The 15,805-nt window shown below is 59.4% G+C and carries 12 protein-coding genes; 11 read left to right on the forward strand and 1 reads right to left on the reverse strand.

Annotated features, from left to right (window positions below; all coding sequences use genetic code 11):
• Nucleotides 1-328 precede the first annotated feature (328 nt).
• From ACU4IU_RS13175 to ACU4IU_RS13195, 5 genes are all read left to right on the forward strand, one after another.
• Entirely contained in the window at nucleotides 329-2,107 is a 1,779-nt protein-coding gene (locus ACU4IU_RS13175; protein WP_446656974.1) for a CDP-glycerol glycerophosphotransferase family protein, read from the forward strand.
• Nucleotides 2,089-2,811, forward strand: coding sequence for an IspD/TarI family cytidylyltransferase (locus tag ACU4IU_RS13180; RefSeq protein WP_172170624.1), 723 nt, complete (start codon nucleotides 2,089-2,091; stop codon nucleotides 2,809-2,811). Before ACU4IU_RS13175 ends, ACU4IU_RS13180 begins: the two co-directional genes overlap by 19 nt.
• Complete coding sequence (locus ACU4IU_RS13185) at nucleotides 2,801-3,913, forward strand: NAD-dependent epimerase/dehydratase family protein (RefSeq protein ID WP_446656975.1); 1,113 nt, start codon at nucleotides 2,801-2,803, stop codon at nucleotides 3,911-3,913. Before ACU4IU_RS13180 ends, ACU4IU_RS13185 begins: the two co-directional genes overlap by 11 nt.
• 120 nt (nucleotides 3,914-4,033) lie before the next feature.
• Nucleotides 4,034-5,422 (forward strand): polysaccharide pyruvyl transferase family protein, encoded by a 1,389-nt coding sequence (locus ACU4IU_RS13190; RefSeq protein WP_446656976.1) that lies wholly within the window; start codon nucleotides 4,034-4,036, stop codon nucleotides 5,420-5,422.
• Between the two features lie 33 nt (nucleotides 5,423-5,455).
• A complete protein-coding gene (locus tag ACU4IU_RS13195) occupies nucleotides 5,456-6,754 on the forward strand; it encodes a polysaccharide pyruvyl transferase family protein (RefSeq protein ID WP_446656977.1) in 1,299 nt (432 codons plus the stop codon).
• A 141-nt stretch (nucleotides 6,755-6,895) separates the two neighbouring features.
• On the opposite strand, the gene ACU4IU_RS13200 is transcribed toward ACU4IU_RS13195, so the two are convergent.
• Nucleotides 6,896-8,794, reverse strand: coding sequence for a glycosyltransferase family 2 protein (locus ACU4IU_RS13200; RefSeq protein WP_446656978.1), 1,899 nt, complete (start codon nucleotides 8,792-8,794; stop codon nucleotides 6,896-6,898).
• Between the two features lie 129 nt (nucleotides 8,795-8,923).
• Between ACU4IU_RS13200 and ACU4IU_RS13205 the strand changes: the two genes are divergently transcribed.
• From ACU4IU_RS13205 to ACU4IU_RS13230, 6 genes are all read left to right on the forward strand, one after another.
• The gene (locus ACU4IU_RS13205) at nucleotides 8,924-9,967 is read left to right on the forward strand and encodes a TetR family transcriptional regulator (RefSeq protein ID WP_446656979.1); all 1,044 of its coding nucleotides are present in this window, start codon (nucleotides 8,924-8,926) and stop codon (nucleotides 9,965-9,967) included.
• A gap of 11 nt (nucleotides 9,968-9,978) precedes the next feature.
• On the forward strand, nucleotides 9,979-11,526 hold the full coding sequence (locus ACU4IU_RS13210; protein WP_446656980.1) for an ABC transporter substrate-binding protein: 1,548 nt from the start codon (nucleotides 9,979-9,981) through the stop codon (nucleotides 11,524-11,526).
• Between the two features lies 1 nt (nucleotide 11,527).
• Nucleotides 11,528-12,481, forward strand: coding sequence for an ABC transporter permease (locus ACU4IU_RS13215; RefSeq protein ID WP_446656981.1), 954 nt, complete (start codon nucleotides 11,528-11,530; stop codon nucleotides 12,479-12,481).
• Entirely contained in the window at nucleotides 12,478-13,395 is a 918-nt protein-coding gene (locus tag ACU4IU_RS13220; RefSeq protein WP_083532784.1) for an ABC transporter permease, read from the forward strand. The genes ACU4IU_RS13215 and ACU4IU_RS13220 overlap by 4 nt, the downstream gene beginning before the upstream one ends.
• Complete coding sequence (locus tag ACU4IU_RS13225; RefSeq protein WP_446656982.1) at nucleotides 13,395-15,167, forward strand: ABC transporter ATP-binding protein; 1,773 nt, start codon at nucleotides 13,395-13,397, stop codon at nucleotides 15,165-15,167. Before ACU4IU_RS13220 ends, ACU4IU_RS13225 begins: the two co-directional genes overlap by 1 nt.
• Before the next feature lie 166 nt (nucleotides 15,168-15,333).
• On the forward strand, nucleotides 15,334-15,804 hold the full coding sequence (locus ACU4IU_RS13230; protein ID WP_446656983.1) for a hypothetical protein: 471 nt from the start codon (nucleotides 15,334-15,336) through the stop codon (nucleotides 15,802-15,804).
• Nucleotide 15,805: the final 1 nt, after the last annotated feature.

Below are 15,805 nucleotides of genomic sequence, written 5' to 3' on the forward strand. Positions count from 1 at the left end.
TGCCCCTGATCCATTTGCTGGTGCGTTTCCACGCGCTAGAGCTCACCGCGGTGCGTGCGACCCATCGGACCGGGTTATCCACTGTTTGAACTCCTCGCAGTTGTGAATGCGCAGCGGCAACGGCTCAGTGCCTTAGATGCAACCGACGACTCGGCCAGACTATCGTTTCATGACAGCCTATGAGAACACGAAGTCATCGACTCGGATGCGGCCCACGGGCGTGTAGTTAAGTTACCGACTGCCACAGGCAAACTGCTAGGCTATCAACGTTAACTGAGAATGAACGAGTCGCGTCAGCATTTCAAAATCATGCTGGTGAGGGGAACCTGTGGTCGATGAGCTGACAATTGAAAGAATCTCGTGGGAACGTGTGATTCTGACATTTATCGTCAGGGTTTCCGGTGATGCCCCTGACTCATTTTTTCTCACGTCGAACTCGCGTCCATACGAAGTTGAGCTCCCCGTTCGCTCAGAACCCTTGGGAGAGGGACGCTTTCAGCTCACGATCAACGTAACTCAATTCAATCGTCGGGCTCAGGTCCCCAACGGAACGTACTATCTCGTGGCTCGACGGGGGGAAGAGAATCTGCCTGCTGCCTACCCCTTGGAGAGAGCTGAAGAACTCGGGGATGCTTCGCGAGCATTCGTCTACAACAAGAACTTCTCTGCCTATACCGTGACGTTCGGTATCTCCGACGACGAGGCGGCGCCTTTTCTTCTCATGCGCACTTACTCCTTCGGGCGTTCCGGAGGTAAGCCCTCGTCCACGGTGGCACGCCTGAAGTCGAAAGCTCGAAAGAAGTGGACGAAGACCAAGCGGAAGGCTCTGCGCACCGTATTCGCCATCTCTGCTTTCAAACGGCCGTCTGACGGAAGCAATATCCTGTTCGCGTCCGAAGCCCGTCCTAATATGCAGGGCAACCTCAAAGCTGTCCACGATCGTATGCTCGAACGGGGTCTCGACTCTCAATTCAAGTTCGGCTATTCGTTCCGTACGGGGCGAACTAGCAGCCGCCAGAGCGCTTTCGCCCTTGCTTGGGAAATGGGCAAAGCCAACACGATCCTCATCGACGACTACTTCGCCATCCTCAAAGATCTGGGGAATCGAGACGAGCAGAAGATCATCCAGCTTTGGCACGCTGGCAGCGGATTCAAATCAGTGGGGTACAGCCGATTCGGGCAATATGGATCGCCGAATCTGAAGAACGCGCATCGTCTCTATTCCTACGCGATCTGCGGATCCCAGCATCTGCGCGACGTGTACAGCGAAGCGTTTGGAATCGAGCGAGAGGCTGTAATCGCAACCGGACTTCCGAGGATCGACGGGTTCCTGCGCGAGGGGCGTGCCGAGGAAGTCCTCGCCGACTTCGAGACTGATTTCCCGGCGGCAAAGGACAAGCGAAAGATCCTCTTCGCTCCCACATTCCGGGGCCGTGGTTCAGGCGATGCTCACTACGATTACGAAAAGATCGATTTCCGCGAACTTTACAATTCTTGCGGCGAGGATACGGTCGTTCTGTTCCGTCAGCACCATTTCGTGCCGGATCCAGCACCCATTCCGGAGGAGTTCAGCGACCGGTTGATCGACGTCGCCGCATACCCCGATACGAATGACCTGATGCTGATCTCCGATGTACTCATTACGGATTATTCCTCAGTCATCTACGAGTACTCGCTGCTTGAGCGTCCGATGATCTTCTTCGCCTACGACCTTGACACGTATTCGGCAACCCGAGGCATGCACAAAGACTATCGCGAAGCTGCTCCCGGACAGATCGCCACTACATTCGATGAACTGGCCGAGCTCATCCGCGCGCCTGAACTGAGTAACAAGGAGACGAAGGAATTCGTCAAAGAGAATTTCGACTATGTGGACACTCACAATTCCGACCGGGTGATCGACTCCCTCATCCTCAGCGAGCCCGCTTCGGAACCGCAGGTGCCCACCGAAGGCGAAGAGCAAGAGATCACCGAACGTGTCGGTGAGGAAGATCCGGGTGCTCCCGGCCAAGAGGACCAGCTGAACGAGCCGACAGACAACGACTCCGAGAGCGGCTACAAAACCGAGGAAGAGGACGAAGAGAACCAATGGCAAACATCGCAGTAGTCTTCGCAGGAGGCGTCGGCGCTCGAATGGCGCACAGCTCACGTCCGAAGCAGTTCTTGGAGATCCACGGCCGACCGGTGATCGTGCACACGCTCGACATCTTCCAGCAGCATCCGGAGATCGACTCGATCGCAGTCGCTATCCTTCCGCAATATCGCGAGCACCTGGAACGCCTGGTCAAACGTTACGAGCTGGACAAGGTGCAATGGATCGTCGACGGCGGGTCGACCGGCCAGGAATCGCGACACAATGCGCTCAAGGTCGTTGCCGAACACAACGACCCGGACAGCATCGTGCTCATCCACGATGGTGTCCGGCCCTTAATCGACGCCGACCTCGTCTCCCGGAACATCGAGAGTGCTCGTGAATTCGGTTCGGCAGTCACCTGTACGAAGATGACAGAGACAGTCGTCGTCGAAGAAGGCGCCGGCATCAAAGAGGTCATTCCTCGGGACCCGTTGTGGACCGCCCAGGCCCCGCAGACATTCCCGCTCAAGGACGTCCTTGCCGGATACGACCGTGCTGTCGCTGAAGGCGAGAACGATTCCATCGACACATGCACGCTCATGAACGGCTTCGGATATAACGTGCACCGAGTCGAAGGTCCGCGGACGAACATCAAAATCACCACTGCCTCGGACTACTATGTTTGCCGGACATTCCTCACTCTCATCGAAGACAGGGAGGCCTTCGGTGGCGAATGAGCACGGAGCGGTCGCATCTGTTTCGGAAGCAACGGACGTCGTTCTCTTCGACACGCCGGTATTCGCTGAGGACGTCGCACGCATCGCCTCGGCTCGGCTGCCATGGGAACAGTATCGGAATTCGAAGATTCTCGTTACCGGTGCCTCCGGCATGATCCCGATGTACATTGTCGGTTCACTCCTGGCCGCGAACGATGCCTACGACCTCGGACTCCATGTCACGGGAATGGTGCGCAACTGGGACAAGGCAGTAAAGCGATTCGGCTCCGCGCTCGAGCGCTCAGATTTCACCTTGCTGACTGGCGACGTCATCGACACGAAGAGTTTCGAACGCAAGTTCTCGACGATCTTCCACGGCGCTTCTCCGGCTCGGCCGAGCTTGCATAAGTCGTCCCCCGTCACGACCCTTAAGGCGAATACCCTCGGAACGATCAACCTCCTTGACGCGCTTGTCGACGCACGTGGGAGGTCCTTTGTCCTCCTGTCCTCGTCAGAGGTTTACGGGGCGGTCAAAGGCAGCGGCCTTATCAGCGAAGACGACGAGGGAACCTTGCAGCATTTCGCGCCGCGCGCCAGTTACTCAGAAGGCAAACGCATCGCCGAGACCGCCCTGGCTGCCTATGCTGATGAGTTTGGTATCAGGGGACTCAGCCTGCGTTTCGGGCATATCTATGGCCCCGGGATGGCTCTCGACGACGGCCGGGTACAGGCTGACTTCCTGGCAGATGTCGTCCGTGGGCGCAACGTCCGGATGATGAGTGCCGGTGCTGCGACGCGGACCTATACCTATGTCGCTGACGCAGTTGAGGGGCTGTTCTTTGCGCATCTGCTGGGCGAGGAGCAGGTTTACAACGTCGCCGACCTCTCAGGGAACATCAGCATCCGCGAGCTCGCCGAGGCCTTTGCGGGGGCTCGACCTGAAATGAAACTCGAACTGGACTTTGCCAATCCAGAGGACGGCCGTGCTTTCTCTCCAGTGGCTTCACTTGGTTTGGACTCGCGTCGGCTCAAGAAGCTCGGATGGGACGCTAAGACGTCATTATTTGAAGGTGTCTCCCGGACAATCAGATCGTTCGAGGATGGTCCCCTCGTCCGCAGATGAGTATGCGGACGCACGGTCCGAACTTTGGATGGCATTTCATGCCACAATCTCGATTATGGCGAAGTTCGCCGCGGTGATGAGGAGACCTGAACCACAATGAGCCCAACTCGAATCCTGTTGTTGACGAATCGTGATTCCGACAATGTCGGAGATCAGATCATCGAAGCCACGGTGATTTCGATTGTCAAAGGGGTGATGAAGAATCTTGGATTCACCGCTGACGATTTTGTGATCTCCAGTCGCGCTGCCGGCATCATCTCGAAGAAATATATGAAGACCAGAGATGAGGAACTGCTCAAACCGGCGCGAGATGCCATCTCTGCTGCCGATCTGATCATCTTCGGCGGCGCTCCGCTGTTCAACTACAAGTATCAGAATTTCTATCTGCGCACTATCAGGACTCTTGAGCTAGCGCAGGAGTACGGTGTGCCCGTCATCTTCTCGAGTATTGGCGTCGAGGCGTTCGATCCGACGAACAAGAAGTGCATCGCACTCAAAGAAGCTTTGGCGCTCCCTGTCGTCCGGCAGATCACCACTCGAGACGACGTCGAGTCATTGCGAAAGTACGTGGAAGGCACTGATATCCCGGTCGCACATGTGGCCGACCCGGCAGTCTTGGCCGATATCGTGTATCGGAAGAAGCAGGAGCCAGCTCCTGCGCCGAAACCGGTGCCGTCGATACCAGTGCGAGCAAAACGCAAACTCAAGAGGATCCTCCGTCGTGTGGCCGCATCTGCAAAGCCGTCGGCAGCCGAATCTGCCCCAGTCCTGAGCAGCTCGAAACCGACGGAGTCCACGGTCGCGGAGACGAAACCGAAGCGGATCGGGCTCGTGGTCACTCGCGCCGGTATCTTTGCCGACAACGGGATCGAGTTCTCGGAATCGGATCAACGCCGGTTCTGGTTGGACACCATGGCGATGCTCGAGGAACGCGGTTACGACTATAAGCTCTTCACCACCGGCCACTTCTCTGACGAGGTCTTCCTCGACTCGCTCGTCAAAGACAAAGGCATTCCGGCCGCACACGCTGCGGTAACCGTGAACTCCCCCGACGAGTTGCTGCGGGAACTGAGAGCTTGTGATGGAGTCATCGCGTATAGGCTGCACGCCAGCATTACTTCCTTCGCGTTGGGCATTCCATCGGTCGGTCTGTCGTGGAACTTCAAGGTTCCGTACTTCTACGAGTCCGTCGACTATCCCGAGAGAGCGATCGAACCAGAACGCTGGACCGCCGATGAGGTCGTACCTGTGCTCGAAACCGCAATGGCCGAAGGGGTTCACAAGGACTACGAGTTCCTCAAATCGGTCTATGACACACTCTTCAACGGAATAGGCAGTGTCGTTGCTCCGGAATCTGCTGTCGAGCCATTCGCGTTCGACGCCCTCTGGGAAGGTCTTCCTCGGCAGGTCGCAATCGGTCCGAAGGGCTACCGGGAGCGCGTCAATCGTAAGTTCCGTCGCACCTACGAGAATTATCAGAAACTCGCGCTCAAAGCCCAGAACTCCTGAGCCCTGTCGCTCCAAGAGAAAAGGTCCGTTCCAATGCCCAACACTGAAGTGCTGCTGCTGACCAATCGCGATTCAGACAATATCGGTGATCAGATCATCGAAGCATCCGTGATCAGCTTGCTGAAAACGGTCGGGAGCAACCTGGGTATCGACCCAAAGTCGCTGACGATTCGGAGCCGAGCCGCGAGCATCATCAGCCGCAAGTACATGAGCACTCGAGATGAGTCGCTCCTGGAACCCGCGAGACGAGCCATTTCTCGCGCAGACGTGATCGTGTTCGGCGGTGCTCCTCTATTCAACTATCGCTATCAGAGCTTCTATCTACGGACGATTCGAACCCTGGAGCTTGCGGCAGAATATGATGTTCCGGTGCTCTTCTCAAGCATCGGTGTGGAGCCGTATTCGGAGACCAACGACCGATCACAGCAGCTGAAGCAGGCTCTCCGTCTGCCCGTAGTCCGGCAGCTTACGACCCGGGATGACCTGGAGTCAGCGAAGAAATATGTGGAGGGGACCCAGACTCCCACTGCGCTCGTTTCCGACCCTGCGGTTCTGGCGGACTCGGTTTTCGGCGTCGATTCTCGGCCCGTTGAAGATTCTCAGGCAGACTCTGGCAGGTGCATAGGCCTGGTGGTGACCCGCGCTGGAATCTTCAAAGACAACGGCATCGATTTCAGTGAAGCCGATCAGCGTCGATTCTGGCTCGACATCATCAGTCAGCTGGAGTCTCGCGGAGATGACTACAGGATCTTCACCACGGGCCACTTCTCCGACGAGATGTTTCTCGACTCACTCGTTCGTTACCACGGTGTACCGAACAAGAAGGCAGCTGTCACGCTCAACGCTCCTGAGGAGCTGATCGCGGAACTGCAGAAGTGCGACGGTGTTATCGCTTACCGTCTGCATGCCAGTATCACATCATTTGCACTTGGAATTCCTTCGGTGGGTCTGAACTGGAATTTCAAAGTGCCAGACTTCTATCGGTCTATGGGCTACCCCGAACGGGCGCTCGAGAATTCAGATTGGAATTCCGCAAAGGTACTGCGAACGCTGGACGTTGCTATGAGTGAAGGCGTTGCGAAAGACCCGGATACGCTGATGTCCGTCTACCGGACACTGTTCACTGGCATGAAAGGAATCATTGCCCCGGATTCCGAGGCTGATGCCTATTCACTTTCTGAAATTGAGAGAGAAAATGCCGACCTACGCCGGAACGTCTCGGAAGCAGTACCAAGAGAAGATGCGACGAAAGCTGCGACGCTCCTACGAGTATTACCAACAGCGGATCAGCATGGATGTTGCGAAGACAGAGAAAATTGGGGCTGCGAGTGACAATAGTCGTTCCGGGCTCCGGCGGCTGAAGTCTAGCCTCAAACGTGCACTGAATCGATAAGGTCACCTGCGGGTCCGTTCTGATTGAGCGGTGTCAATAGTGTCCAAGAGCATCCGCTGCACAACCGACCGCTGTTCTGATTAACGGCTGACGCCAATCGAAGGTAGGGTGACGACGTTTCCCTCCTTGTCAGTCAGTCGTAACGCCCAACCCTGTCGTTTCGTCAGTGACCGAGAAGCCACAATTGACGCGTGAGTTGTCGAATGAATGAAGAGTTTGGCAGGCTTCTCTTTTGCTGTGCCATTCGCGCGTATGGAAGCGGAGTCCAAGTGCTCGCAAGGTCCATTGAGAACTAGGACTGCGGACCGTCCGACTTGGAAATTGTCGATGATCTGAATTTCGCTGCTCGTGACAGGATCGAGGTGATTTTCCGTCGGTCCGATGTCAACGGCGAGTGTCTCGTTTCGTGTGAAGAAGGCAATCGCTTCCGTAGGATCACCTACGAGAATTGGGCAGGTCTCTAATGCGTTCGACCGCAATTCACCGAAAGGTTGACGGAGCACGACTGAAGACCAGCTGGCCTTGATGATTGCTTCCCAAACACCCGAGTCGTTGAACTTCGTCAAGTCGACTATTGAGGTAAACCGTGCACGAACGCCAAAGCTGCGGCTGTAGGTTCGGGAGACGTCGAGCTTGAAAACGACTTTGGTCCCGAGCTTCCGATGGCGAAAAATCAGTTGAGCGCTGTCCGACGCAACCTCTACACCGGGTATGCCAATCTCTCCTCTGATTTTGAGCGAGCGACCTACTGAGGAGATTGTTTCAAGAGTCGCCTCAGGTTTGATCCTCAGGTCGCCGATTGAAGCACCAGTATCCGGGACGTAGACAAATTGATTGCGATCGCTGTCGAAAGTCAGTGGCAAGGGCTTCTTTTCAAGCAGAAGCTGACTGACGGTTTCGATTTCGTCGAGATCGTTGCGAATCGCCAGGTCTACAAGTATTTGAGACACGGGTAAGCCGTGGTCGCGGATAGGTGGATTCCACAGTGGTGTGACGAGATCGCGAAACTCTTTGAGCATCGCTTCACGTTCGAGGCGGTCGTGGGCGGGCAGCATCTTCTTTCCGAACACCGAGGTAACTCCCGATGATCCGATGATCGGTCGTCGCAGCAACCTGTCGCGCAGTTCGCCGGGTTCAGTGTTGTCGACGATCGTCCTGATGAGCGTCAGTATTCGTTTCAAGTGTTTGCGGGGTGGCTGACCAGTGCTGGTGACATTGGTTCCGTCACCTCGGCCGCGAGCCCAGTAGTAGACCTTGTCGGCGAGAATTGACACGTGAGGGCTGTGGAGGTATGCCTGCATCGTGAAGGCCTGGTCCTCCCCAACGACAAATCCCAGAGGAAAACGCACGTTGTGCTCTTTGATGATTGAAGACCGAAAGAGCTTCAATGCGCCCAGCGTGGACGAAGCTCGTGACTCGACGAAATCGACCGCGAACTTGGTCGCGCCGAACGCAGCCGAGGGGACATTGCCAGCTCGTTTCCCGGCACCGAACTCTCCCATCTTGCACAGGACTACCCCAGAGCCGGTTTCGTCTGCCGTAGTAACGGTTTTGCGCAAAGTATCGGGAGCCAATTTGTCGTCGGCGTCCAGGAAGAATATGTACCGCCCATGTGCTTTGTCCACACCTTGATTTCGGGGCGCTGCCGCGGATCCGCTGTTCGGGATCGAAAACACTCGCAAATCCGATTCGCCGTTTGCAAGGCGATGAAGAGTCTCGAGCGAGCCATCGGTTGAGCCGTCATCAACGGCGATGATCTCGTAGCGTCCTTCGCCGATATCCTGTGCGCGCACTGATCCGACAGTTTCCTCGAGGTATCGCTCGCAATTGAAAACAGGTATCACCACGCTGACGTCGACTTGGGGCTCGTCGTCTGTGGACGTTGTTGAGGACGTATCGGGAATCAAGTGCGGCTCCGGGCGGATCTCAGAAGTTCTCTTGCTAACTAAACAGGCTACATCTGAAGTTGCTTCAGCCATAGGAGGCGCGGCGTATGGTCGGCAAGTGGCAGAAGGTCTCGGTGTTTGGAAGAGTGATCTGACGGCAGCGGGCTACCCCGAATCCCAGTAAGTCTTGCCAAAATCGCAACTTGTGTGCAGACTGTAGTGGTGGTCACGACAGGCAATGGTGCTGAAAGCACAGAGACGTCTCTGGTCAGTCGTGTCCGCATCGCCATCAGAGACGCGGGAATCAACCACAGCGAAGTCGCCCGACAGATCGGACTCGACGCGAGCAAACTGTCGAAATCCCTCGCCGGAACACGAAGATTCCGAGTCGAGGAGATCTCTCACATCGCCGAACTCACCGGGGTCACCACGGATTGGCTGACGACCGGGCGAACGGCACGGCCGCCTCGGCGAACAATGGTCGCCGACGTTCTTCCTGCTCTCAGTGAATCACCTGCCGACGATTTCGCAGATGATCTCGCGGATGATGTGCGCATGGAGCTGGTCGGTGGGGGAGCGGCTCTCGGGCCGACCTCCGAGCAGGACTGGATGTCGAGGGGCACCCGCAATCGGCTGAAGATCATCGCGGCCGCCTGGCGACTCTATGCCGATCTCGGCATCGACAAGGTCCGAACCGAAGACGTCGCGGACGTCGCCGGGGTGAGCGCCTCGGCGGTGAATTACCACTTCCGGACGAAAGACCAGCTGCTGCAGGCGGCCCTGCGCCACTCCCTCGACGTCATCGCCGAGACCCGCCACCTCAACGATTCCGCCGACCCCATCGGCGTGCTCCGCCACTTCGCACGCATCCATGCCGGAGTCGACCTGAAGATCCGGAGAGTGTGGTCGATCTGGCTCCAATGCTGGGCCCGTGCAGCCACCGACGAAAGCGCCCGTGCGAACCTCACCGCCGTCTACGGCGAATGGATGGACATGATCACCACCGTCATCGACGGCGGCCAGCGCATGGGAACGATCCGGGAAGGCAACACCCCACTGATGGTGAAATCCCTGTCGATTTTCATCGACGGCCTCGGCGTTGCCCGCACCACCGAGCACATGCCCATCACCGATGACGAGGCACTGACCATGCTCGAGAACTACCTCGCCGCTCACATCCTCAACAATGACGCGTCCACCGACGACAACCGACGCCCGAAGTCAGACCGGGCCGCCACTGCCGGCCGACTCGACCCGACGTCCTAGGAAGAAGGCACATGAACACACCGAACCGAAGACAAGCGCTGGGCGCAGGCCTAGCCGTGGCCGGAGTCGCCGGGCTGAGCGCCTGCGGCGGCAGGGAAGTCGGTGCCGCCGACGCCGGCAAGCCTGTCAAAGGCGGAACCCTGCGCGTCGGTGTCACCGGCGGTAACTCCGCAGACACCGTCGACGCCCACATCCCCGTCAACAACGGCGACGTCTGCCGAGCCGTCAACCTCTACAACGCCCTTTACGGCTGGGACGACGACTCCCAGGTCGTGCCGCTGCTGGCCGAATCGATCAAAGCCAACTCCGACTCCACCGTGTGGACGTGCACGCTGAAGGACGGCATCAAGTTCTCCGACGGCAAGCCGATCACCTCCGAAGACGTCGTGTTCACCTTCGAGCGGATCAATGACCCCGACGATCCGAAGACTGCGGCCGCAAACTTCTCCATGCTGGAGAAAGTCGTCGCCAAAGATGACCGCACCGTCGAATTCCGACTCAGCGAACCCAACGGCCTGTTCAAGGACGCCGTCGCCGAATACACCGCCGCCATCGTCCCCGTCGGCTACGACCCGGAGAACCCGGTGTGCTCGGGACCGTTCAAACTCAAATCCTTCACCGCCGCCCAGTCGACGGTGCTCGTGCCCAACGAGCACTATTTCGACTTCGACAAGATGTACCTCGACGAGGTGGAGGTGCTCAATTTCAACGACGACGACGCCCTCATCAACGCCCTACTGTCCACCCAGGTGGACGCGATCGCCGGCATCCCACTCGCCCTCGTCGAAGTCATCGCCGCCGATGAGCGCATGTCCATCCTCAACTCGAAGACTGGCATGTGGCTGCCCTTCACCATGCGCGTGGACAAGAAGCCCTTCGACGACGTCAAGGTCCGACAAGCCTTCCGGCTCGTCGTCGATCGCGAACAGATGATCGAGCAGGTGCTCTCCGGCTACGGCACCCTGGGCAACGACATGTTCGGCCCGCTGAGTGAGAACTACCCGAAATTCCCGCAGCGCAAACAGGACCTGGACAAAGCGAAGAAGCTCCTCGCCGAGGCGGGCTACCCTGACGGACTCGACGTCGAACTCGTCACCGCCCCCATCCAATCCGGAGCAGTCGAGGCCGCCCAGGTCTTCGCCCAGCAGGCCGCCGACGCCGGAATCCGGGTCAAGATCCGCAAGGTCGACGCCACCACGTTCTTCGGCGACGGATACCTCCAATGGGACTTCGCACAGGACTTCTGGTACACACGTGACTTCATGCCGCAGGTCATCTCCTGCGCACTGTCCGAATCACCCTTCAACGAAACCCACTGGGACGAACCGAAGTTCAACAAGGTCTTCGACAAAGCTCGAGCCATTCCCGACGCAGGGGAGCGGCGAGACCTTGAGCACGAGCTGCAGAAGATGCTCTACGACGAAGGCGGCTACATCGTGTGGGGCTTCGCCAACCAGGTCGACGCCTTCCAGAAGTACGTCGGCGGGCTCGTCCCCAACTCAACAGGACGACCCCTGAGCGGTTGGAGATTCGACCGCGTATGGATCGGAGAGGTCTGACATGTTCGGAAAAGTCATCGGTAAGCGGCTGCTCTTCTCCGCGTTCATCCTCATCGCAGTCTCCCTGCTCGTCTTCGGCGCCACCCTGCTGCTGCCCGGCGACGCCGCTAGGGCGATCCTCGGCCAACAGGCCACACCGGAGCGCATTGCGGCCCTGAACGAACAGCTGGGACTCGACCAACCCGCCTGGCAGCGGTACTTCACCTGGCTGGGAGGACTGTTCGTCGGCGACTTCGGAACCTCCTCGGCGACGGGAGGATCCGTCGGGGCACTCCTCGGCGATCGGATCGGGGCCTCCTTCATCCTCATGGGACTGGCCGCGATCATCTCCGTGCCCTTGGGCATCGGCCTCGGCGTCTATCAGGCTCTGCACCGCGGGAAGCGCCGCGACCAGGCGATGACCGGAGTCAGCCTTGTGCTGGCGGCCATGCCCGAGTTCGTCATCGGCATCGGCCTCATTGCCATCTTCGCCACCTCGGTATTCCAGATCCTGCCGGCCGTCACCCTGGCCCCGCCGGGAGAACCCGTGTGGAACCGGCCGGAGCAGCTCATCCTGCCGACCCTGACACTCATCCTCGTCGTCACCCCCTATATCGTGCGAATGATGCGAGCGACGATGATCGAAGTCCTCGACTCCGGTTTCGTCGAGATGGCCAGGCTCAAAGGTGTCCCGGAGAAGCGCGTGATCATGCGCCATGCCGTGCCCCACGCACTCGGACCGGTCGCTCAAGTCGTCGCGATCCAGCTGGCGTGGCTGGCCGGCGGTGTGGTCGTCGTCGAGTTCCTGTTCCGCTACCCGGGACTCGGCCAAGCACTCATCGATGCGGTCACCTACCGTGACGTGCAGGTCGTCCAAGCGATCTCCATGCTCGTCGCCGCCGTCTACGTCGTGGTGAACCTGGCGGCCGATGTCGTCGGCATCCTCACCAACCCGAAACTCAGGAGCGCAGCATGAGCACCGACGCCAACAGTCTTGATGACCTCAAGTCCGCGGCCACCGATGCCGCAGAGGTGCCCAAAGAATCCGCCACCACATACGTTCCCTTCTACAAGCGGGTGCTCGCGCAGAAACAGGGCAAGATCGGCCTGATCATCACCGTGGTCGTCGTCGCGCTCGCCCTGTGCGGTCCGCTGCTGCTGCCCTGGGCGACCGGCAACACCGCTACCGAGTTCGTCACGAAGCCGTTCAGTCCCTACGGTCTGTTCGGTTCGGACAACCTCGGCCGCGATGTGTTCTCCCGGTTCCTCGCCGGCGGTGTGACCCTCATCGTCTACGGTGTGCTCGCCACGGCGCTCGGCATGGTCGTCGGTGCGATCATCGGCATGCTCGCCGCCTATGTCGGAGGAACCTTCGACGCCGTGATCATGCGGCTCAACGACGTCATCCTCGCTATCCCGCAGCTCGTGTTCGCCCTCTTGGCAATCACAGTGTTGGGCCCGCAGGGATGGGTGCTCGTGACCGTCATCGGCCTCACCCACGCTCCGCGCATCGCCCGTGTCGCGAGGTCCGCGACCCTGGGCGTCATCACCGAGGACTACATCAAGGCGGCAGAGATGTACGCGATGCCCCGGTGGAAGGTGCTCATCCGTGAGCTGCTGCCCAACATCACCGGACCGCTGAGCGTGGAGGCGGGCCTGCGCCTGACCTACTCGATCGGCTACATCGCGTCGCTGTCGTTCCTCGGACTCGGTCTGCAGCCGCCCGCGGCCGACTGGGGTCTGATGATCAACGAGAACCGCATCGCCCTGTCCATCCAGCCCTGGGGTGTGCTGCTGCCGGTAGTTGCGATCGCGCTGCTGACCATCGGCACCAACCTGCTCGCGGACTCCTTCGCCCGAGCCACCGCATCGACATCCGTGGAGGCATGATGAGCCCGAAGACAGAGACCGTTCGCCACGATGATGCGAACGAACCGAACGAGAAGATCGTTTTGCGCGTCAGCGACCTGCGCGTGCTCACGAACGCCGGGGACGAGATCCTCCACGGTGTCGACTTCGCCCTGTCCCGAGGCGAGATCCTCGGGTTAGTGGGGGAGTCGGGTTCCGGTAAGACCACGGCTGGTCTGGCCTGCATGGGGCACTTCCGGGAGGGCCTGAAGTTCGGGTCCGGGTCCGTGAGCATCTGGCCGCGGGGCGACGCCATCCACCTTGAGGTCGGCGACCTCGACGAGGTGGCCCTGCGCGATCTGCGCGGATCCCGAATCGCGTACATCCCTCAGGACCCGGCACTCTCGCTCAACCCGGCCATGCGTGTGGGCGAGCAGATCCGGGAGGTCCTCGACATCCACGGATTCGGAGCCTCGGATCGTGAGCGAACTGATCGCGTCGCCGAGGTGCTCGTCGACGTCGGACTGCCCGGGGATCGTGCCTATCAGCGACGCTGGCCCCATCAGCTGTCCGGCGGTCAGCAGCAGCGCATCGGCATCGCCATGGCCTTCGCGATGTATCCCGACGTGCTCATCCTCGACGAACCGACGACCGGCCTGGACGTGTCCACGCAGTCCGTCGTGCTCGACACGATCCGGCAGATGACGGTGGCGAACAACGTCGCCGGTCTCTACATCACCCACGACCTCGCGGTGATCAAGGACATCTCCGACCGGGTGGCTGTGATGTTGCGCGGCGACCTCGTCGAAGAAGGGCCCGTATCGGCAGTGCTCGAACGTCCGCAGCACGAGTACACGAAGATGCTCATGGCAGCAGTGCCCGACCTTGCCGGACGCAAGACCATCGGCGACGGGGCCTCGGAAGCGAAAGCCGTCGCCGAGGCTGATGAGAAGACGCACATACTCGTCTCGGCGGGGGAGAAGCCCGGCGATTCGGAATCGGATCGGTCCGGTACTGACGGGGCGGCCGCCGCGGCGAAGGACCGGGGCAGCGGGGCCGCGAATGCACCTCTGCTCGAGGTCAAGGATGTGGCGCTCGCCTACGGGAAGGCGCAGATCCTCGACGGGATCAATATGGTCCTGGAACCGGGGGAGTGCACGATGCTGCTCGGCGAATCGGGGTCGGGCAAGACGACACTGTCACAGTGTGTGGCCGGGCTCAACGACGACTACAAGGGATCTGTTCGACTGCGCGGCACGGAACTGGCACGGTCGACGCGCAAACGCACGAATGAGCAGCGCGTGGGCATCCAATACGTGTTCCAATCGCCGTTCTCCTCGCTCAACCCGCGGCGGTCGATCGGTCAGTCGCTGACGGTGCCCTTGGAGATGAGCGGTCAGGAGACGGCCGCGAGCAGGAAGGCCGCTGTCGAGGAAGCACTCGATTCGGTGCGGCTGGGACGATCGTTCTATCACCGGCGTCCCGGTGACCTCTCCGGCGGTGAGCGGCAGAGGGCCGCGATCGCCCGAGCGCTGGTCAACGCGCCGTCGGTGATGGTCTGTGACGAGATCACCTCGGCGCTCGACGTCAGCGTGCAGGCGTCGATCGTCGCCCTGCTGCGGACCCTGCGGGAAGAGCGTCAACTGGCAATGCTCTTCGTCACGCACAACATCGCGCTGTCGCGGCATATCGCCGACAACCTCGCGGTGCTCAACAAGGGCAAGATCGTCGACTACGGACCGACCGCGCAGGTGCTCGAGGATCCGTCGCACGAGTACACGCGGGCGCTGATCGCCGACGTGCCGAAGTTCTGAGGGGCGTCTGTCCGGTAGGGCTGGGGCGAGGTCAGCGCAGCAAGGCCCCGCCCCCTTTTTTCGCTGAGTCTGTGGGTTGCTGCGTCTGAGAGCTGGGGATGGCTGCAGCCGGAAGGCGCAGCCAAACTGCGTCCCCTATGTCAGTGACGACAGATACAGTCGATCTATGTCACAGCAAAGACGCGCTGGCAGCGATTCGAGATGCTGCACCCGGCAAGATTCTCCCTTGGTTTGGCGGGACTATGTTGATGATCTGCACCCGTCCGTGGTTGCAATGGACCGTTGGTTGGATGGCCTTGTTCCGTTCGAGAGATTACATCAAGAAGGGGAGAATGCAGAGCTGATGGAAGCAGCTGCCGCCGGGGAGCTGTGGGACAGCGGCGATGAAACCACCCGAATCAAGCCGATTTACAGTGATCCTGATGTGTACGAATTGCGGAGACGAGCGTTGACCAAAGCTCTGCGTTTCTATCATGCTGAACCATTCGAACTGCCGACTTCATTGGTCTCACTGCACAGGCATATCAAGTCAGGTTTTCCAAGCCAGCAGCGTGAGATCGATTTTGCAGTAGAGCGCTACCGAGCTGGTGCGGGGAACGGTTGGCAACCGCGCTCCACGCCACCTAACAACCTGTAAG

This window comes from Brevibacterium sp. CSND-B09, from assembly GCF_052906525.1.

Coding starts and splice junctions, on each gene's coding strand:
- ACU4IU_RS13215 (WP_446656981.1), top strand. CDS start 11,528: ATGTTCGGAAAAGTCATCGGTAAGCGGCTGCTCTTCTCCGCGTTCATC.
- ACU4IU_RS13230 (WP_446656983.1), top strand. CDS start 15,334: ATGTCACAGCAAAGACGCGCTGGCAGCGATTCGAGATGCTGCACCCGG.
- ACU4IU_RS13210 (WP_446656980.1), top strand. CDS start 9,979: ATGAACACACCGAACCGAAGACAAGCGCTGGGCGCAGGCCTAGCCGTG.
- ACU4IU_RS13195 (WP_446656977.1), top strand. CDS start 5,456: ATGCCCAACACTGAAGTGCTGCTGCTGACCAATCGCGATTCAGACAAT.
- ACU4IU_RS13180 (WP_172170624.1), top strand. CDS start 2,089: ATGGCAAACATCGCAGTAGTCTTCGCAGGAGGCGTCGGCGCTCGAATG.
- ACU4IU_RS13225 (WP_446656982.1), top strand. CDS start 13,395: ATGAGCCCGAAGACAGAGACCGTTCGCCACGATGATGCGAACGAACCG.
- ACU4IU_RS13220 (WP_083532784.1), top strand. CDS start 12,478: ATGAGCACCGACGCCAACAGTCTTGATGACCTCAAGTCCGCGGCCACC.
- ACU4IU_RS13200 (WP_446656978.1), bottom strand. CDS start 8,794: ATGGCTGAAGCAACTTCAGATGTAGCCTGTTTAGTTAGCAAGAGAACT.